The sequence below is a fragment of the Marinobacter sp. bablab_jr008 genome (genome assembly GCF_016464145.1).
GTDB classification, from domain to species: domain Bacteria; phylum Pseudomonadota; class Gammaproteobacteria; order Pseudomonadales; family Oleiphilaceae; genus Marinobacter; species Marinobacter nauticus.
Map to the genome: position 1 here is coordinate 94,452 of NZ_JACDWW010000085.1, position 19,944 is coordinate 114,395.

Annotated in this window: 18 protein-coding genes; 11 read left to right on the plus strand and 7 right to left on the minus strand. The window is 58.3% G+C overall.

Annotated features, from left to right (window positions below; genetic code table 11):
- The first annotated feature begins 3 nt into the window (after nucleotides 1-3).
- The 11 genes from JIF53_RS17415 (at nucleotide 4) to JIF53_RS17465 (ending at nucleotide 13,108) form a co-directional block, all read left to right on the plus strand.
- Entirely contained in the window at nucleotides 4-1,680 is a 1,677-nt protein-coding gene (locus JIF53_RS17415) for a methyl-accepting chemotaxis protein (protein ID WP_199453638.1), read from the plus strand.
- 112 nt (nucleotides 1,681-1,792) lie between these two features.
- Nucleotides 1,793-2,863 (plus strand): TRAP transporter substrate-binding protein, encoded by a 1,071-nt coding sequence (locus JIF53_RS17420; protein WP_197535988.1) that lies wholly within the window; start codon nucleotides 1,793-1,795, stop codon nucleotides 2,861-2,863.
- A 131-nt stretch (nucleotides 2,864-2,994) separates the two neighbouring features.
- Nucleotides 2,995-4,116 carry a spermidine/putrescine ABC transporter ATP-binding protein PotA gene (gene potA, locus JIF53_RS17425; protein ID WP_153739829.1) on the plus strand — a complete coding sequence of 374 codons (1,122 nt, stop codon included), beginning with the start codon at nucleotides 2,995-2,997 and terminating at the stop codon, nucleotides 4,114-4,116.
- A complete protein-coding gene (gene potB, locus JIF53_RS17430; RefSeq protein ID WP_113879541.1) occupies nucleotides 4,109-4,966 on the plus strand; it encodes a spermidine/putrescine ABC transporter permease PotB in 858 nt (285 codons plus the stop codon). The genes potA and potB overlap by 8 nt, the downstream gene beginning before the upstream one ends.
- A complete protein-coding gene (gene potC, locus JIF53_RS17435; protein ID WP_011783896.1) occupies nucleotides 4,963-5,733 on the plus strand; it encodes a spermidine/putrescine ABC transporter permease PotC in 771 nt (256 codons plus the stop codon). Before potB ends, potC begins: the two co-directional genes overlap by 4 nt.
- Complete coding sequence (locus tag JIF53_RS17440; RefSeq protein WP_199453640.1) at nucleotides 5,730-6,770, plus strand: extracellular solute-binding protein; 1,041 nt, start codon at nucleotides 5,730-5,732, stop codon at nucleotides 6,768-6,770. Before potC ends, JIF53_RS17440 begins: the two co-directional genes overlap by 4 nt.
- Before the next feature lie 151 nt (nucleotides 6,771-6,921).
- Nucleotides 6,922-7,995 (plus strand): extracellular solute-binding protein, encoded by a 1,074-nt coding sequence (locus JIF53_RS17445; protein WP_199453654.1) that lies wholly within the window; start codon nucleotides 6,922-6,924, stop codon nucleotides 7,993-7,995.
- A gap of 5 nt (nucleotides 7,996-8,000) precedes the next feature.
- Nucleotides 8,001-9,095, plus strand: a complete 1,095-nt coding sequence (locus JIF53_RS17450; RefSeq protein ID WP_199453656.1) for an ABC transporter ATP-binding protein — start codon at nucleotides 8,001-8,003, stop codon at nucleotides 9,093-9,095.
- Nucleotides 9,092-9,952, plus strand: coding sequence for an ABC transporter permease (locus JIF53_RS17455; RefSeq protein WP_011783900.1), 861 nt, complete (start codon nucleotides 9,092-9,094; stop codon nucleotides 9,950-9,952). Before JIF53_RS17450 ends, JIF53_RS17455 begins: the two co-directional genes overlap by 4 nt.
- A 4-nt stretch (nucleotides 9,953-9,956) precedes the next feature.
- Entirely contained in the window at nucleotides 9,957-10,805 is an 849-nt protein-coding gene (locus tag JIF53_RS17460; RefSeq protein WP_011783901.1) for an ABC transporter permease, read from the plus strand.
- Between the two features lie 65 nt (nucleotides 10,806-10,870).
- The gene (locus tag JIF53_RS17465; RefSeq protein WP_228285612.1) at nucleotides 10,871-13,108 is read left to right on the plus strand and encodes a sensor domain-containing diguanylate cyclase; all 2,238 of its coding nucleotides are present in this window, start codon (nucleotides 10,871-10,873) and stop codon (nucleotides 13,106-13,108) included.
- A 2-nt stretch (nucleotides 13,109-13,110) separates the two neighbouring features.
- On the opposite strand, the gene JIF53_RS17470 is transcribed toward JIF53_RS17465, so the two are convergent.
- The 7 genes from JIF53_RS17470 to JIF53_RS17500 all read right to left on the minus strand — a co-directional run bounded on the left by JIF53_RS17470 (nucleotide 13,111) and on the right by JIF53_RS17500 (nucleotide 19,903).
- Entirely contained in the window at nucleotides 13,111-14,523 is a 1,413-nt protein-coding gene (locus tag JIF53_RS17470; protein ID WP_153739835.1) for an alanine/glycine:cation symporter family protein, read from the minus strand.
- Nucleotides 14,524-14,672: 149 nt separating this feature from the next.
- On the minus strand, nucleotides 14,673-15,116 hold the full coding sequence (locus JIF53_RS17475) for a universal stress protein (protein WP_011783904.1): 444 nt from the start codon (nucleotides 15,114-15,116) through the stop codon (nucleotides 14,673-14,675).
- A 30-nt stretch (nucleotides 15,117-15,146) separates the two neighbouring features.
- Nucleotides 15,147-16,424, minus strand: a complete 1,278-nt coding sequence (locus JIF53_RS17480; RefSeq protein ID WP_199453658.1) for a TRAP transporter large permease — start codon at nucleotides 16,422-16,424, stop codon at nucleotides 15,147-15,149.
- 36 nt (nucleotides 16,425-16,460) lie between these two features.
- Nucleotides 16,461-17,054: a TRAP transporter small permease gene (locus tag JIF53_RS17485; RefSeq protein ID WP_199453660.1), complete on the minus strand. Its 594-nt coding sequence runs from the start codon at nucleotides 17,052-17,054 to the stop codon at nucleotides 16,461-16,463.
- A 106-nt stretch (nucleotides 17,055-17,160) separates the two neighbouring features.
- A complete protein-coding gene (gene dctP, locus JIF53_RS17490; RefSeq protein WP_199453662.1) occupies nucleotides 17,161-18,189 on the minus strand; it encodes a TRAP transporter substrate-binding protein DctP in 1,029 nt (342 codons plus the stop codon).
- A 141-nt stretch (nucleotides 18,190-18,330) separates the two neighbouring features.
- A complete protein-coding gene (locus JIF53_RS17495; protein WP_153739838.1) occupies nucleotides 18,331-18,870 on the minus strand; it encodes a YqiA/YcfP family alpha/beta fold hydrolase in 540 nt (179 codons plus the stop codon).
- Nucleotides 18,871-18,883: 13 nt separating this feature from the next.
- Nucleotides 18,884-19,903: an LLM class flavin-dependent oxidoreductase gene (locus JIF53_RS17500; protein WP_153739839.1), complete on the minus strand. Its 1,020-nt coding sequence runs from the start codon at nucleotides 19,901-19,903 to the stop codon at nucleotides 18,884-18,886.
- Between the last annotated feature and the right edge of the window lie 41 nt (nucleotides 19,904-19,944).

Here is a 19,944-nt window from a genome sequence, read left to right on the forward strand (position 1 = left end):
ACCATGACCTTCATGAGCAACCTGACCATCAGAACACGGCTTCTGATTGGAGTGTTGGTGCCTGTACTGATTACGGCTGGAACAATTGCATGGATTACGGCGAACCAGATCCGGGCCAATGGAGAGGCAGAGTTGGAACGCCTCGAGCAGGAACTGTTGGAAGCGCGCAAGGAAGGTTTGAAAAATCTGGTTGAAACCGCGAAATCCGTGGTGCTTGAGGCCAAGTCCACTCCAGGTTTTACGGAGCAGGAGGCGCAGGAAGAGGCGCGAGAGCGGTTGCGGTCAATCAAGTTCGGTCAGAACAACTATGTCTTCGCCTATGATCGCAGCCTGTTCAATCTCGCCTATGCACCGGATCCCTCCAAGGAAGGGCCGACTACCAATCCGAACACCCAAAAGCTGGTTCGCGGGTTGTTTGACGCGGCAGGTGACGATGGCTTCATGCCTTATGAGTGGGCGAACCCTGCTACCGGCCAGGTGGAACCGAAAGTCTCCTACTCCACCATCATTCCGGGCTGGGACTGGATGATAGGTTCCGGCGTGTATGTAACCGATGTTCAGAGAGCTGTGGCCGCTGCCCGGCAAGAAATCGATGCAACCATGACGTCTGCTATGGGCTTCATTTTACTGCTGACCATTGTGGTGGTGGTGATTTCGTTGGTAATCGGGTTGGTCATTGGCCGCACCGTGACTGCGCCGCTGAACAAGGTCAGCGACATGATGCGGGAGATTGCCGACGGTGAGGGCGACCTGCGCCAGCGCCTGCCGGAAGATGGTAAAGATGAGCTGGCCGTTCTGGGCCGCCGCTTCAACCACTTCGTCATCAAGATTCAGGACACCATCCGTGAGGTCGGCTCAACCACCGACCAGGTGGCGTCGGCAGCTGAAGAACTCAGCAGGGTGGCGAATGAAACCCGTCAATCGGTTCAGGAACAGGGTTCAGAAACCGACCAGATTGCTTCGGCCATCAACGAAATGGCGGCAACGATTCAGCAGATTTCCGGCAACGCCAATGAGGTGGAAGGCGCAGCTTCCGATGCGGACCGCATGGCCAAAGAGGGTGGCGAGACCATCAACAGTGCCCAGGGCGCGGTCAATCAGCTGTCCCAGGAAATGGAAGATACCGCCCGCAGCATCAATGCCCTGGCCGAGAAGTCGAACGATATTCAGCAGGTGCTGGATGTGATTCACGCGGTTACCGAGCAGACCAACCTGCTGGCCCTGAACGCTGCCATTGAGGCAGCCCGGGCCGGCGAGCACGGTCGCGGCTTCTCGGTGGTTGCCGACGAAGTGCGCCAGCTGGCCAAGCGGTCAGCGGAATCGGCTGATCAGATCCGGGAAATGATTGATGGCTTTGTGGCGGAGTCCAAAGCTTCGGTGGAGCGCATGAACAACTCCCGCAAGAGTTCAGAAGCGACCGTTGAGCGCATCAATCACGCCACCAGTGCACTGAACACCATCGTGACGTCAGTGACCCAGATCCACGATCAGGTGACTCAGATTGCGACGGCCGCTGAACAGCAGAGCCAGGTGGCAGAAGAGATCAATCAGAACGTGGTGCGGATTGTCGACGCGGCCCAGCGCAGTGACACCGGCGTGACCCAGACCAATGAGGCCAGCCACGAACTGGCCCGGCTGGGGGAGAATCTGCGCGAGCTGGTTGGCCAGTTCAAGGTCTGATTACCCTCATAAGAAAGCCGGCCCGCCACATTGGCGCGGTCGGCTTTCGTCGTTATGATGGTTCATTCCGGCATGTTTGAATCAAAAATCGATAACAATGGAAGCCAACACTATGTCCCTGCGTAAAACCCTGCTGGCGGCGGTCAGCACTCTTGGCCTGCTGGCCAGTCCTTTCGCGGTCTCTGAAGAAACCTATACCCTGCGTCTCGCGGAAACCTGGGGTCCCAATTCTGGCCTGCTGGGGGATGCGCCCCGCAACATGGCGGCCATGGCCGAGGAAATGTCGGGCGGCCGCCTGAAGATCCGGATTGATTCCTCCAACAAGCACAAGGCCCCTTTCGGTATTTTCGATCTGGTCCGTAACGGCCAGTACGACATGGGCCACACCGCCTCTTATTACTACAAGGGCACCATTCCCAACGCCATGTACTTCACCACCATACCCTTCGGCATGATTGCACCGGAGATGTATGCCTGGTTCTACCACGACGACGGCATGGAGTTGATGCAGAAGGTATATGAACCCTTCGGGCTGCTGTCCTTCCCGGGTGGCAACACGGCCAATCAGATGGGTGGCTGGTTCCGGAAAGAGATCAAGTCTCTGGAGGACCTGAAAGGCCTGAAAATGCGCACCCCCGGCTTTGCCGGCGAGGTTATGTCGGAAGTGGGCGTGGCGGTCACCAACCTGCCGCCGGGCGAGCTGTATACCGCGCTTGAGCGCAACACCATCGATGCCGTTGAATGGGTTGGCCCGGCGCTGGATCTGCAGATGGGCTTTCATCAGATTGCCAAGTATTACTACTCCGGCTGGCAGGAGCCCAATGCCGAAGTGCAGTTCCTGATCAACAAGAAAACCTGGGACAAGCTGCCGGCTGATCTGCAGGCCATCCTGCGGGTCTCCATGCGTACCGCAGCGTATGACATGTATATCCAGAGCACCCACGAAAGCGGTGTGGCGTGGGAGAAGATGAAGCAGGAATACCCGGATGTGACCCACAAGGTGTTTCCACCGGAAGTTATTACTGCCCTGCGAGAAACCACCAATCGCCTGTTGGATGAATTTGCCGAGAAAGACGAACTGGCGAACGAAATCATCACCTCACAGCGTGAATACCTTAAGCAGGTGCGCCCCTGGACCAATATTTCGGACAAGGCGTATCTGAACAGTGTCGCGGAGCAGTAAAAACGCTGCGTGACAATCGGGCCTGATAAGGCTGGAAAACAGGAGGGGCGTGGTCAGGGAATATCCCGACGCCCCTTTTTGTTTGCGTCTGTTTCTGGAAAAATACGCCGCTCAAACTTTGGGCAGGGCCGATGAAACAGACACTGCTATCTCTGAGCAATCTCACCAAACAGTTCGACGGCAAAAAAGTGCTGGATTCACTGAATCTGGACATTTTTGACGGCGAGTTCATTACCCTCCTGGGACCTTCCGGTTGCGGCAAGACCACCTTGTTGCGGATGATGGCGGGTTTCGAGCATCCGGATGACGGCACCATCGCGCTGGGCGATCAGGACTTGACTCACACCCCGCCGGAACACCGGCCGCTGAACACGGTCTTCCAGAACTACGCGCTGTTTCCTCACATGTCGGTCTTCGACAACGTGGCCTATGGCCTGAAAATGGAGAAACGGCCAAAGCAGGAAATCCGGGATCGGGTCGAGGATGCCCTGGCCATGGTCCAGCTTGAGGACTTCGCCCGGCGCAAGCCGCATCAGTTGTCCGGTGGCCAGCAACAGCGGGTGGCCATTGCCCGTGCGGTGGTCAAGCGCCCGAAGGTACTGCTGCTGGATGAGCCGTTGTCGGCGCTGGACTACAAATTGCGCCGCACCATGCAGGTGGAGCTCAAACGCCTGCAGCGGGAGCTGGGCATCACCTTTGTGTTTGTCACCCACGATCAGGAAGAAGCCCTGTCCATGTCTGACCGGGTGGTGGTGCTGAAAGATGGCCTGATCCAGCAACTGGGGACGCCGCGGGAAGTCTACGAGCGACCGGCTAACCTGTTTACCGCCCGCTTTGTCGGTGAAACCAACTTCTTCCCGGGCCGGGTGGACAAAGCCAACGGCGACGACACGATCACCGTGGATGTGTTCGGCCTGAAACGTACCTTCCGCAAGCCGGATTTCCCGGTCTCCGGTGGCCAGTCTCTGCATGTGCTGTTGCGCCCCGAGGATATCCGGGTACTGGCGCCGGACGATGAGGATGGTGTGGCTGGCAAGATTGTAGAGCGTAACTACAAGGGCAGTACCCTGGATTCGGTGATTCATCTTGAGGATGGCACCGAGGTGCTGGCGTCGGAATTCTTCGACGAAGACGACCCTACCTTCGACTATCGCCTTGGCGAGCCGGTCAAAGTGAGCTGGGTTGATGGCTGGGAATGGCTGTTACCCACAGAGCCGGAAGCTCTGCCAGAGGAAGAAGGCACCGATGCGTAGCCTGACACAGCAGCCGTTCCGTACGGCGGTGCTGGTGCTGGTTTGGGGCTGGTTGCTGTTTCTGGTGCTGACCCCCAACCTGCTGGTGGTCGGTGCCAGTGTAATGACCCGGGACCCGGGCTCCTTCATTTCGCTGCCGCTGACCCTGGATGCCTACCGGCAACTGCTCAATCCGCTGTACCTGGAAGTGTTCCTGCACTCCCTGTATATGGCGGCCATGACGACGCTGGTGTGTCTGCTGATCGGCTACCCGTTTGCGTGGGCGTTGTCCAAGGTCGGCAAACGCAATCAGGTGCTGCTGATCTTCCTGCTTATCGTGCCGTTCTGGACCAATTCCCTGGTGCGAACCTACGCCCTGAAGTTGATCCTGGCCACCAATGGCCTGCTCAACAACGCGCTGATGTCGCTCGGGGTGATCGAGGAGCCCATGCAGCTGCTGTATACCGAAGGAGCCGTGATTATCGGGCTGGTGTATCTGTTGTTGCCGTTCATGATCCTGCCGCTCTACTCGGTGTTTGAAGACCTGCGGGAGGACTACCTGAGGGCGTCGCACGATCTGGGCGCGGGGCGCCTGTCCACGTTTATCCATGTGATCGTGCCGCTGACCCTGCCGGGGGTGCTGGCGGGCATCATGCTGGTGCTGTTGCCGGCCATGGGGTTGTTCTTTGTGCCTGATATTCTGGGCGGTTCCCGCAACCTGCTGGTGGGTAACGTCATCAAGAACCAGTTTCTGGATGCCCGCAACTGGCCCTTTGGTGCCGCTGCCAGCATCCTGCTGACCCTGGCCATGGCGTTCCTGATGTTCGCCCACCGCCTGAGTAAACGGCGGATCGGGGAGGACGGTGTATGAATCGCTGGCTGCCCCGCACCTACCTGACGCTGGTGTATCTGCTGCTTTACGTGCCTATCGTGGTACTGGTGGTATTCTCCTTCAACGATTCCCGCACCGGTTACGAATGGGGTGGCCTGAGCCTGCGCTGGTACGAAGCCCTGTTGAACAACCGGGCCATGGTGCAGGCCATGTGGAATTCCCTTTGGCTGGCGCTCTCCGCGGCCACTGTGTCGACGTTGATCGGCGCGCTCACCGCACTGGCACTGCACCGATACCGGTTCCGGGGCAAGAAAGTTCTCAATGGCATGCTGTTTGTAGTGATGATGTCGCCGGAAATTGTCCTGGCGATTTCGCTGCTGGCGCTGTTTCTGCTGGTGGGGCTGCAGCTGGGGTATGTATCCCTGTTGCTGGCTCACGTTACCTTCTGCCTGCCGTTTGTGGTCATCACCGTGATGGCTCGGCTCAGCGGGTTTGACGAACGCCTGCCGGAGGCGGCCCGGGATCTGGGCGCCAACGATTTCACCATGACCCGCACGGTCCTGATTCCGGTGATCATGCCGGCCCTGCTGGCGGGCTGGCTGCTGGGGTTTACACTGTCACTGGACGACGTGGTGGTCAGTACGTTTGTCAGTGGCCCGAGTTATGAAATTCTGCCGTTGCGCATCTATTCCATGGTGCGGGTGGGCCTGAAGCCCGAAGTGAATGCCCTTGGCACCCTGCTACTGGTATTCTCACTGGTCATGTTGATCTTGTCTCAATGGATACTGTTAAGGAGCAAACGATGAAGAAACTGGCACTGGCCGGCCTGCTGGCGGTGGGCCTGACTGGCTGCAGTGGTTCTGAGGAGCCCAAGGTTCTGAACCTGTACAACTGGTCTGAGTACATGCCCCAGGAAGTTCTGGATCGCTTTACTGAGGAAACTGGTATCCAGGTGGTCTACACCACCTACGACAGCAACGAAGCTATGTATGCCCGGCTGAAACTGCTGGATGAGAGCGCCGCCTACGACCTGGCCGTGCCCTCCACCTACTACGTGAGCAAGATGCGGCAGGAAGACCTGCTGATGCCCATCGATCGCAGCAAGATTGAAGGTTTCGATAACCTGGATCCGGAACTGGTGAACCTGGATATCGATCCGGAAAACCAGTACAGCGTGCCCTACCTGTGGGGCACCACCGGCCTGGCCGTGGATACCGCGGATGTGGAAGGCGAGGTTACCGCCTGGGCCGATCTGTGGGATGAGCGTTTCGAAGGCCGGGTCATGCTGACCAACGACATGCGTGAAGTGTTCCACGTGGGCCTGCGGGTACTGGGTTACTCCGGTAACAGTACTGACCCTCAGGAAATCGCGGAAGCCTACGAGAAGCTGACTGAGCTGATGCCGTCGGTGCGTACCTTTAACTCGGATGCCCCTCGCATGCCGTACCTGGAAGGTGAAACCGACGTGGGTATGATCTGGAACGGCGAAGCCGTCATGGGCCGCGATACCCTGGATTCCCTGGAATACGTGTATCCGGAAGAAGGCATCATCGCCTGGCTGGACAGCTTCGTGATTCCCAAGAACGCCAAGAACCCGGAAGCCGCTCACCAGTTCATCAGCTTTGTGCTGCAGCCGGAAATCTCGGCCCTGATCAGCGAAGAGATCGGCTACGCCACGCCCAACCTGGCGGCCCGGGATCTGCTGGATGACGCCGTTGCGAACGACCGGGCCAGCTACCCCAACGCCACCGACATGATCAATGCCGAGTTCCAGACCGACATTGGCGACGAGGCGCTGCAGGTGTATGCCAAATACTGGGAAATGTTGAAGTCCGGTCAGTAACCGGAAGAGCATCATGAACCTGGAAAACGGAGGCTTCGGCCTCCGTTTTTTATTGTCCAGGTTTCACAAAACTGAAATACATGGTCTATAACTTCCTGATAACAAAACCTTAGCGAGTTCGCATAACACCGTTTCAGGGGAATGAACGACCATGGCACTGCGCAAGACACGGATATCAGCACTGGCCACCCTGCTGGCCGCAACCACAGCTTCCGGCAACCTGCTGGCGGAAGAACTTCGCCTGATTACCTGGGGAGGCTACGCCCCGGATGAGGTGGTCGCCCAGTTCGAGGAAGAAACCGGAATTGATGTAAAGATCACCTTGTCCAACAACGAGGACATGATCTCCAAGCTTCGGGCCACCGGCGGCGCCGGTTTTGATCTGGCCCAGCCGAGCCAGGATCGTATCGTGGGCGTACAGCGCCAGTTCAACATCTACAAGCCCATTGATTATAGCCGCATCAATACCGGCCAGTTGCAGGCGTCGATGGTGAAGGCGACTCAGGAGTCGACGGCTCTGGATGGTCAATCTTACGGTGTGCCCTCGGTCTGGGGGACCAGTGGCCTGATTGTGCACAGTTCCGTCGCGGACACCGTTACCGATTACACCGACCTGTGTGACCCGGCAGTGGCTGGCAAAGTGAGTTACCGCCTGAAGCGGCCGACGCTGATCGGCTTTGCCTTCGCCATGGGCATGGATCCATTTGCGGCCTATGAAGACCGGGACGAGTACCAGTCCATCCTGGCGAAAGTGGAAGACAAACTGATCGACTGCAAAGACAACGTGAAAACCTACTGGACCGGTGGCGACCAACTGCTGTCGCTGCTTCGTACCGGAGAAGTGACCGCTGCCATGGCCTGGGATGCCGGCGGCTGGAAGCTGAATGCGGAGAACTCGGACATCCGCTTTGTGGCGCCGGAATCCGGAGCCCTGGGCTGGATTGATACCTTTGCTATCCCGCGCCGCAGCGAGAACGAAGAGGCCGCCTACAAGTGGATCAACTTTGTGATGCAGCCGGAAATTGCGGCCAAAATCACCAATGCCTCCGGCAACTTCACGGCCTCCAAAGGGGCCGATGAGTTTGTGAACGCTGAGCTGCGGGACGCCTATCGCCTGAGCTTCGATGAAGAAGCCATCAACAACATCAAATGGTATCCGCCGGTACCACCGGGGCTGGAAGCCATGGAAGGGCAGGTGCTGGATCGCGTCCAGGCGGCGAACTGATCCTTATGGCAACAGAGTCTGACCTGTCCTGCAGCGGACTGGTCCGCCGCTTTGGTAATAACGCGGCGGTGGACCATGTGTCGCTGGATGTTCCTGCGGGCACCTTTTTTTCCATTCTGGGGCCGTCGGGGTGTGGCAAGACCACCCTGCTGCGGCTGCTGGCAGGCTTCGACAAGCCGGATGAAGGAGATATCTTCATTCGCGGCCAGCGCATGAATGAGGTGCCGCCTAACAAGCGCCCGGTGAACATGGTGTTCCAGCACCTGGCGCTGTTCCCCACCATGTCCGTCGGTGACAACATTGGCTATGGCCTGAAACGCAAGAAGGTGCCCGCGGCCGAGCGCCGCAAGCGGATTGCACGGGTGCTGGAACAGGTGGGGCTGCCGGAACTGGAGAATCGCAATCCCCAGGAATTGTCGGGTGGCCAGCGCCAGCGCGTGGCCCTGGCCCGCTGCCTGGTGCTCGAACCCACCTTGTTGTTGCTGGATGAGCCTCTCGGTGCCCTGGATCTGAAACTTCGGGAGCAGATGAAGGTCGAGCTCAAACACCTGCAAAAGCAATTTGGCACCACCTTTGTGTACATCACCCATGACCAGTCCGAAGCCATGGTGATGTCGGATCAGGTGGCGGTGATGAAAAATGGCCGCTTCGAGCAGGTGGCGCCGCCGGAGGAGCTTTACCGGCATCCGGCAACGCCGTTTGTCGCGGGGTTTGTCGGCGACAACAATCGCCTGGCGGGGACGGTGGTGTCCGTGGCCGATGATGTGGCGGCTGTTCGTATGAGCGATGGTGCGGTGGTACGCGGTCGGGCTGCATCGGCGGGCCTGGCACCTGGTGCCCAGGCAGAATTGTACATTCGGCCGGAATCATTGTCGTTTTCGCAAACGGCTGCGGTCGCGGGTTCCTCCTCACTGCAGACCCGAGTCCGGACCACGCTGTTTGATGGCGCCAACAGCCGGGTTGAAGTCGAAAGCAATGGCCAGGCACTATTTGCACGACTCCCCCAGGACGGCTCGGCGCCGGCGCTGACGCAGGACGGCCACCTTGAGCTGTCGTGGGATCCGGACCTGGCCCGGGTATTTGGAGCTGCGCACCAGTGAATAGCTCGGTTAGCCGTTTCTCGCTGTGGCTGTTATTGGCGCCTTTCCTGCTCTGGATAGTGCTATTGGTGCTGGTGCCCCATCTACAGATGTTGCGGGTGTCGTTCCAGGTACGGGAAAGCTGGGATACCCTGGCCTGGGGGCTGGAGCAGTACCAGAATTTCTTCAGTGAATCCTACTACTGGCGTACCTTCGTGCGTACCGGGCTCATGTCCCTGTTCACCACCTTCCTCACCCTGCTGATTGCCTTTCCCATTGCCTGGTACATTGCCCGCCTGGCCCGTGGGAGGAGCAAGGGTATTCTGTTCCTGGCTTGCCTGATCCCGTTCTGGGCCAGCGAGTTGGTGCGTACCTACGGCTGGATGATCCTGTTGCGGGAGAGCGGCCTGTTCAGTTCCTGGCTGCAGGCGCTGGGCTGGGTGGATGGCCCGGTGGAGATGCTCTACAACGATGTCGCGGTGATCATCGGCCTGGTCTACAACGGCCTGCTGTTTATGGTGGTGCCGCTGGTGACCACGCTCGACGGCATGGACGAGAACCTGGTCGAGGCCGGCTACGATCTGGGTGGCGGCCACGGTACCGTGCTGCGGGAGGTAGTGATTCCCTGGGCCATGCCGGGCATTGTCTCCGGCTGTATTGTGGTGTTCATGCTCACCCTGGGCAGTTACCTCACGCCGATTCTGATGGGGGGCAAAGACAGTGCCTGGTTTACTCAGCAGATTTTCACCCAGTTCATCACCCGGTTTAACTGGGAGCAGGGGGCGGCTTTGGGGGTCTTGCTACTGGTATTGTCGTCGCTGCTGGTCTGGCTGGGCCTGAAGCTGACCGGGCAATCCCTGCGCAAGGTTATGGGGTGATGTCATGATCCGTTCTGTACCTCGGTCCCGGTTGTTTGATGCCCTTTACCTGAGCTATCTGTTGGCCTTTTTCCTGTATCTTGCGTTGCCTTTGCTGGTGACGGCCGTGTTCGCATTCAACGACTCGCCGTTCCCGTCATTACCGTGGCAGGGTTTTACCCTGGACTGGTATCTGGCCGACGGCACCGACGGGCGTACCGGGCTGTTTCACGACGACGGATTGCTCAGTGCGCTCTGGGTCAGTACCAAAATTGCGTTCTGGGTGACGCTGGTCAGTGTGGGGCTTGGCTGCGTGAATGCAGTATTGTTCGAGCGGGTGGAGTTTCGCGGCAAGGAGCTGCTGTACCTGTTGATGCTGCTGCCGCTGGTGATTCCGGGCGTGATTCTCGGGGTATCCATTCTGGTGTTCTACAGTGGCATGGCCAACGATGTCTCCCGCTTGTGGGGTATCGAGCTGGACTTGTTCCGGCCGGGGCTGACATTGGTGGTGATGGGGCAGGTCACCTTCATTACCACCCTGGCTACTCTGGTGATTGCGGCCAGGCTGCGCAAATTCGACCGACAGCTGGAAGAGGCTGCCCTCAATCTGGGTGCCACGCCGCTTGTGGCGTGGTTCACGGTTACCCTGCCGTGGCTGCTTCCCTCCATCCTCGGGGCCGCGGCAATGGCGTTTTTGATGTCCTTCGAGAACTTCAATACCACGGTCATGCTCACCGGTAGTGATACCCCGCTCACCGTGGCCCTGTTCAATCGTCTGCGGGAAGGCTCAACGCCGGTGTTGAACGCGGTGGCGCTGTTTCTGATGCTGGTGTCTGCGTTGCTTGCGCTGTTTACCCTCCGACAAAAAAGTTGAGAAAGTTCTGTATCTGGCGTTTACGGTTTATACTGGAACGATCACTCCTGAAAGCGGGTTCTGCTTTGCACGCGTCCACTTGTCGCATCAGATTTCTGCTGGTGATCATCGCCCTCGGGGTCTGTCTGTCCCAGCCTGGATTTGCCGCTATCCAGCCGGTGGATGAAGGGTGGCAGTATCGCTGGGGAGATTCCCCGTTTTTGCCTGATGGCACGCCATTGTGGATCCTTGAAGACTCTCCACAACACTGGCACGACATTGGTTTTCCATCGAACCCTCCTGGCCGCGATGGTCGTGAGCATGCCTGGTTCAGGGTGCAATTGCCGGAAGGTAGCTGGTACCAGCCTGTCCTTTATGTTTATAGCGTCGACATCATTGTGCAGGCCTGGTTTCGGGGTGAATTGCTCTATCAATATGGCACCTTTGACCAAGAGGGAAGGGGCCGTTTTGAGGGATGGCCCTGGCATGAAATACGGCTACCCGAGGATTATCAGGGAGAGACGCTCTATTTCCGGATATTCTCGAATTACACCGACATAGGGTTATGGGGGGAGGTCGGGATTACCGATCATGCCGATCTGACGGTATACCTCCTCGGGGGAGCTGCTGAGGAACTGGTAGTCTCGGCATTGTCGGCTCTGATAGCTTTTCTGGCTCTGGTGTTCGCCGTAATCCAAAGGGGCCAGCGCAGTTTCGCCAGCATTGCTCTGTTTTCATTCCTGACCTCGGTGATGCTGTTGGCTGAGAGCCAGGCGAGCTTGTTGATTGCTTACAAACCTTTGTTGTGGGACTACCTCGCGGCCGGCTCTTACTACCTGATTCCTATGGCGTTGGCCTTGTTGTTGCGGCAATGGCTGGGCGCTGCGCGCCCGGCGCTGATCAGCTGGCTGGTGTGGATTCATCTTGGATTGGCGGTGAGCGCCCTGGCCCTGGCGTTGGTCGGCGCGGTCGACCTTTCGTCGACCTTCCCGGTGTTTGATGTGTTGCTTCTGGTCTCCCTGGTGTTGATGGCTGGGGCTGTATTGCCTCGCTTCTGCGTGCTGTTCCGGGAGCAGCAGGTGCTGGTGGTGGCCTGTGGTGTGCTGGCCGTGCTGCTGATCGTCGATATGGCCGTTGCTCACGGGTTCCTGCCCTGGGGCCGGGTGCCGGTGAGCTGGGGCGCGCTGGGTTTCTCGCTGGCGGTGGTCAGCATTTCGGTCTGGCACTACGGCAAGACCCAGAAAGAGCTCCAGCAACTGAACATCCGGCTGGAACAGAAGGTTCAGGAGCGCACCGCCCGCGCTGAGTCACTGGCAGAAAGGGAAGTTGCCCGGGCCCGGTTGCTGGCACTGGAAAGCAAGAAAAGCCAGAAGCTGGCGGATGTCATTGCTGCCCTGCAGGATTGCGCCGGCATTGAGGAAGCCTTCGAGCCCCTGTTAAGAGCCATGCCGGAACTCTACCTGCCCATGACCGGTTGCTTTTATCGAAGAGGCGTCGATGGGCATTACGACCGCGTGGTTCACTGGGGCAGCGCCCCGGAGGACGTGTTCCCGGCGTCACTGGGGTCGAATCTTTCTGCCCTGACTGAAACCGTACTGCCGGTGCGTAGCTACGATTTACCGGCTCAAATGTGTTTCTTCCTGCGGGTAGAGTCTGCCCGCTCCGGCAATCGGCCTGAAGGGGTGTTGATGCTGGAGCGCCCGGATCTGCCGCCAGTGGTGAAAGACTATGGCATCGCACGGGTGATTGCCTGGGTATACCAGTCGGTTGAGAAAATTGGCATTACCTTGTCTGGTCTGGCCTTGCGGGCTGAATTGCAACGATTCTCCTATGAGGACAGTCTGACCGGCCTGAAAAATCGTCGCTACTTTGATGAACTCTTTCGCCATGAGCGGGAAGTGTCGGCCAGATCCGACAGGCCGCTTTGCCTGCTGATCTTCGATATCGACCACTTCAAACAGTTCAATGACTGCCACGGCCACGAGGCCGGCGATCAGGCGCTAAGAATGGTCGGTGACGTGCTCGGTACCTACTTTCGCGGCAGTGATACCGTATGTCGTTACGGCGGTGAGGAGTTTGCGGTGCTGATGCCGGGGGCATCCCTTGAGGAAGCCCGTCAGCGGGCCGAGCAGTTGCGGGCGGCCATTGCAGCCGAGCAGGTGGAGCATCGGAATGAAAACCTGGGCAGCCTGACCATTTCAGCCGGTATTGCCTGCTGGCCGGAAAACTGCGCGGAGTATGACGAGCTGTTCCGGGCCGCCGACAAGGCGCTCTATCAGGCCAAGGAAGCGGGCCGCAACCGAGTAGTTGCGGCCACGCTCTGACATCAATGCCAGATATTGCTGTCGATCTTTTCGTGCAGCTCAGGATAGTCCTTGGACTTGAAGTGCGGCACCAGGCCTTCCTTGCGCTGAGCCAGGTAGTCTTTGGTCAGTTTCACAACCGTGCCGGACAACAGAACGATAGCAATCAGGTTGATGGTGGCCATCAGCCCCATGGATGCGTCCGCCGCATTGAATACCGTGACCACCGCTTCGTAGCCACCCCAGATCACCATGCCCAGCGCAGCGAGCCGCAACAGGGTCAAGCCCAGAGTGTTGCCACCGCGCAGGTAGATCAAAGCGTTCTCGGCGTAGGTGTAGTTGGCGACAATGGAGGTGAAGGCGAAGAACAGAATCGCGATGGCGATAAAGTAGCCCCCGAACTCACCCAGGTGTACTTCCATGGCCTGTTGGGTCAACTGGGTGCCGGTCACACCGGAACCCGGCTCCAGAACGCCTGCCAACAGGATCATCACGGCGGTCGCCGTACAGACAATGATGGTATCGATAAAGACACCGAATGCCTGAACCAGACCCTGTGAAGAGGGATGGTGCGGAGCCGGGGTTGCGGTCGCGGCAATGTTGGGTGCCGAGCCCATACCGGCTTCGTTGGAGAACAGGCCGCGTTTGATGCCATTCAGCATGGCAGCGGTAACGGAGCCTGCCGCGCCGCCGGCGGCCTCTTCCAGGCCAAAAGCACTTTTTACGATCAGCGCCAGAATGCCCGGGACTTCGGTAATGTTCAGGGCCATCACGCCCAGCGCCAGGAGTACGTAGGCGCCGGCCATGAACGGCACGACAAACTCAGCGAAGCGAACGATCTTGCGCAGACCGCCAAAGATGACAATGCCGGCAAAAGCCGCGATGACCACGCCGACACCCAGCTTGGGCGCACCAAAGGCGCCCTGCATGGCATCGGCAATGGAGTTGGCCTGTACGGCGTTGAAAACCAGGCCGAAGGAGATAATCAGGCAGACCGCGAAAATGGCCGCGGCCCAGGGCGCTTTCAGGCCTTTGGCAATGTACACCGCCGGGCCTCCCCGGTACTGGCCCTTGCCGTCGCGAACCTTGTACAGCTGGGCCAGAGTGCTTTCAGCGTAACCGGTGGCCATACCGACGAGGGCTACCATCCACATCCAGAAAATGGCACCGGCGCCGCCCAGGTACAGGGCAACCGCAACCCCGGCAAGGTTACCGGTACCCACCCGGGAAGCCAGGCTGGTGCACAGGGCCTGGAACGGAGAAATCCCGTGTACATCGCTTTCCCGGGAGCCACGGATGGCGCGGACCATTTCGCCGAAATTGACGAACTGAAGGAAGCCCAGACGGATGGTAAAGAATACACCGACGGCAAGCAGGCCATAGACGAGGACATAGCCCCAGAGGATCGAGTTGAGAAAATCAACAATTGCAGTCATGGCTAGACGCCTTGTGATTTGTGAATGAGAAGTAATCCGAGGCGAGGCAGTCTAGCACGGTGAAAAATCAAGCAGACTGCGGAAATCCGTGATTGCCGGACAGCAAGGAATATGCTGTCCGGCGGTACTGCGGGGAGGGTTTCGCCGGTTCAGACCACCAGCACCGGGCACTTGGCCTGGGAGGCAACCCGGTGCGAGACGCTGCCCAGAAAGGTGCCATCCTTGTCGCTGTTGGTGCCCTTGGTGCCCACTACAATCAGGTCGGCCTCCTTGTCCTGGGCAAATTTCACAATCACCTTCGAGGGCCGGCCGGCTTTGACGAAACCGCGTACCTTGGTGGCGCCATGCTCCTTGGCCAGCTCCTTGGCGTGGTTCACTACGCCTTTGGCATACTCAGACAGCACCTTGTCCGGGATGTCCATGTCGTCGGGCCTTCCGATAGACAACGACGCCTCAAACAGGCTGTGATGCTTGTACACACAGAGGATGTAGATCTCGGCGTCCGGGATCAGTTTCTGCAGTTCAATGGCTTTATCCAGTGCCTTGAGTGAGGTTTTGGAACCATCCACAGCGGCCAGAATCCGTTTAAACATGTTGTTCTCCTTTGATCAGTGGCTGTGGATCTAGTCCCTGAACGCGATGTCACGCAGGAACAGGGCAATATCCGGGAAGGCGATGATCAGGCCGGCAGCCGCCACCAGCATGAATATGAACGGAGGCGTACCCCGGATAACTTCCATGTAGGGCCGTTTGAAGATGGCAATGGCGGTGAAAATGTCGCAGCCAAAGGGTGGCGTGGCAGAACCGATGGCCACCTGCAGGGTAATCAGCACACCGACAAGCACCGGATCCAGCCCGGTGGCCTGAATGGCGGGCGCAAAGATCGGTGTCAGCACCAGGATAACCACGATGGGATCGACGAACATACAGGCGATGAAGAAGGCCACACAGATGGCAATCAGCACGCCCACAGGTCCGGCCTCGTTGACGCCCACCGCTTCCAGGATGGCCTGGGGAATCTGGGCAAAGGAAATGATCCAGGAGAAGCCATTACCCACGGCCACCAGAATGAACACCACAGCCGTGATCAGCCCGGTGGATTTGGCAATCTTGTAAATGTCGTTCAGTTTCAGCGACCGGAAGACCACAAATTCCAGCAAGAAGGCGTAGAGCACGCAGACTGCAGCTGCCTCGGTGGGGCTGAAAATACCACCGTAGATACCACCGACAATGATCACCGGGAACATCAGGGGCCAGGAGGCATCCCTGACTGACATCGCCCGTTCTTTCCAGCTGGCCTTGGCTTCAGTCGGAACATCGTTCTTGTAGGCGTAGATCAGGCAGTAGATCGAGAACATGAACAAAATCAGGATGCCCGGGCCGATGCCCGCAATGAACAGTTCGGCAATGGAGGTTTCCGAGATGACCCCGTAGATGATCATGCCGATGCTGGGAGGGATCAGGAAGGCGATATCACTGGCGTTGATAATCAGAGCCAGCGTGAAGGGATCGGAGTAGCCAGCCTTGAGCATTTTCGGGCGCAGCGGTGAGCCCACTGCGACCTGGGTTGAGCCAGACACCGCCCCGAACAGGGTGCATGAGGTGGCGGTACTGATGGCGAGGCCACCTTTGATGTGGCCGATAAAGGCCATGACCATATTGATCAGGCGGTCCGCAGACTGGCCCCGGGTCATGATATCGGCCGCCAGAATGAACATGGGTACCGCAATCAACGACGCTGGCCGGATGCCACCCATCATCTGCTGGATGAATGTGCCCATCTGCCCGAAGCCATCGAACATCATAACGAAGCCGATGACGGCAGCAGTGGTTAGCGGAATCATCATCGGGAAGCCCAGAAGCAGCAGCCCGATCATGACGATCATCATAATAGTTGCCATGGTGTGTCTTTCCTTAACCTATGGGTTCACGCTGCTTCAGACTTCGGTTTCGGTATCGGCGTAGCCATCCACCACACCCGTCGACAGGTACACGTCTTTGGTGGTGAAGTTCTTGATGGCGGTCAGCAGGTACTGGATGCCGGTAATGGCGAAACCGACAGGGGCCCAGATGTAAATCCACCAAATCTCAAAACCAAGCGCTGGCAAAATCCGACCTCGGCTGTACAGGGTCTGGATGTACTCAAAGGAGTAATAGCACAGGAAAAACATGACCACGGAGGTAAACAGGGCGATGATGATCATCAGTACCTTACGGCCCTTGGTCGGGAAGGCATCGTACATGGCGGACATGCGGATATGGCGGCCGTGCCGGGCGGCGTAGCCAATGCCGGCAAAGGTAATCAGAATGATCAGAATCCGGTTGATTTCACCGGAGAAAAACAGGCCCTCACTGAACACGAAACGGGCAATAACATTGGCGCAGGTGTTTACCGCCATCAGAATCACGCCAGCGGCGAGCATGAGGGCTTCGATTTTTGAAATCCAGACGTCAATCGTGCCCAGAAAGCCAGGCAAGCCGGACTCATAGTGACCGGTATCGTCTTCGATCTCCGGGGAATTCTCGGACATGGATTCTGCTCCAGAACATGTCGCTCCCGGCGGGAAGAATCCCCGGCGGGGCGGGGTTAAAGCTGGGTTGCCACCCGCCGGAGCGGGGGCAACCGTTTGGCGAGGTTCAGTCGTTCTGAACTTCTTTCAGATCTTCCTTGAACTGCTCCAGCAGCTCTTTACCACGCTCACCGGTCATTTCGATGAACTTCTCTTCCACCTGTGGCGCGCGGGCCTTGAAGGCTTCGATCTGTTCGTCAGTCAGACGGGTAACGGTAACTTCGTCGCTGTTGGACTGGATCTTTTCCAGGGCCTCGTCCGCCAGACCATCAATGTGCACGATGATTTCCTCGAAGGCGTAATCAGCGGCATCCTGAACCAGCTTCTTGTCCTCATCAGACAGGCCTTCGTAGAAGTTCTGGTTCGCCATCATGGCGGTGGTGAACCAGCCGTGGCCGGTGAATACCAGGTTCGGGGAAACCTCATACAGACCACCTGACTCAATCCAGAAAATCGGGTTCTCCTGACCCTGGATCATGTTGGTCTGCAACGCACCGTATACTTCACCCCAGGGCAGGGGCGTGGGAGTGGCACCAAACGCAGAGTAGGTCTCGGACAGAAGCGGGTTGGTCATTACCCGGATCTTCTTGTTGTTGAACTCTTCTGGTGAGGTAACCGGCTCATCCACAGTCACCACCATTTCCCCTTCCGGGTACATCTTCAGCAGCTCCAGGCCTTTCTCGGAATACAACTCCGGGAAGTCTTCGTTGATGGCCTCGGATTCACGGAAGAACTTGATCACCTGGTCCATGTCGGTAGGCATCAGGTAAGGAATAAAGAAGATCTGCGCTTCCGGGATCAGGGAGCCGGTAAAGCCAGGAGACTGGTTTACAAAGTTAAGGATACCGGCCTGGGTCTGTTCCATGATGTCGTCAGACTCACCCAGCTCACCGAAACGGTAAATCTGCAGGGTGTGGTCGGAATTCTCTTCAATGTATTCCTTGAACTTATATGCGAATACGTCCTGAACGTCGCCTTCGTATTCTTCATGGGCGTAGCGCCAGTTGGCGGCATTCACGGCATTTGCCGCGGTCAGGCCGGCAAATGCCAGCGCTGAAATACCAGCCAGTTTCCTGAATTTACTTGTGCTGCTCATCGGGTTGTCTCCGCTCGTTATTTTACGTTAATCCATTGTTACATTATTAAAGACTGGCAAATCAAAGCGGTTTTCGCAAGGAAACGGGGGAAATAACCTGCGCGCCAATAGCCGATTAAGTCAAATTGCAAGTGCATGAATTCAGGATGGATTCGGGTTTTCAACACACAGGAACAGGAACCTTCTGAACTCCTCTGCCACCCGCTGGACACTGTTTTCCAGCCGATGTCCGTCGGGTAGAACCAGGGCTTCAATCTGCTGCTTCCGGGCCAGCTCCAGAACCGGCATTACCGGTACCACATCGTCGTTCCAGCCGTGGATAATGCGAGCGTGGCGGGCGCCGATCACCGGGTTGGACTCCGGATAATCCGGTAGCGCCAGTGCTGGTGCCAGCATAAAACAGCCCCTGACCGGCGTCTGTTCGCTGGTCCGGGCGCAGACCCAGCCGCCCATGCTGGAGCCTGCCAGGATGGTCTGTTCGGGCTTTGCACCGACAGCTGCCATGGCGTGTCGCATCTGCGCGAGGCGTTCGGCAGGGTCTTTAGTGCTGCGATGATCCACCGCCTCGGCATAAACGCCTGAAAACGTTTCCGCCACCGTTTTCAGGGCCTGGATCTTGGTACTGCCGGGGCCACTTTCCAGACCGTGGGAGAGAAACACATGGAATGCCGGTTGAGCCATGATCAGGTTCTGCCTAGTTGATGGTTGCGTCGGAGTCAGTTTGCGGGGAACGGGTTTCGGCCAGGATATCCAGGGCCTGCCGGCGTTTGTCCGGGTCGTGGATATCAATGGTGAACATCAGTTCGTCCACCTGAATGTCGGCCAGCAGGTCGTCGAGTTGCTGGCGCAGGTCTTCACTGTTGCCCATGATCTGCAGTTTCAGGAAGTCCCGCACGCCGGCCTCTTCGGCCGGATTCCAGAGCCCGTCCATGGATTCGACCGGCGGTCGCATCCACAGGGGCTGCCCGCGGAACAGGGCCAGAATGCGCTGGTAGCTGGTGGTGGCCAGATGGCGCGCTTCGTCCTTTGAGGCCGCCGGGATAGCGGGAATGGCCAGCATGGCATAGGGCTGTCGCAGCTGTTCTGAGGGCTCGAAGTTCTCGCGATAGACCTTCAGGGCTTCCCGGTAGAGCCGCGGTGCGAAGTGGCCGGCGAAGGCATAAGGGAGGCCCCGCATTGCCGCCAGCTGAGCGCTGTACAGGCTGGAGCCCAGAAGCCAGATGGGGACATTGGTGCCGGCGCCGGGAATGGCCTTCACCGGTTGGCCCGGTTGAAGCGGTCCCAGCAGGTTCTGCAGACGGGCTACGTCTTCCGGGAATTGCTCGGCGCCCAGACCATCCCGTCGCAGTGCCCGGGCGGTGACTGGATCGGTGCCCGGCGCGCGGCCAAGGCCGAGATCGATTCGGCCCGGATAGAGACATTCCAGGGTGCCGAATTGCTCGGCAATCACCAGCGGTGGATGGTTCGGCAGCATGACACCGCCGGAGCCCACCCGGATACTCCCGGTTTTGCCAGCGATGTGCCCCACCAATACCGAGGTGGCGGAACTGGAAATCCCTTCCATATTGTGGTGCTCTGCCAGCCAGAAACGCTTGAAGCCAAGTGCCTCCGCATGCTGGGCGTAACGCACGCTGTTGGCCAGTGTCGTTGCTACGGAGTCGCCCTCGCGCACGGAGGCCAGTTCGAGCAGGGAGTAATCGGGTGTTCTGGACATGGGGTTCCGGTACCTGTGAAGAAACAACGGTGTTCAGCGTT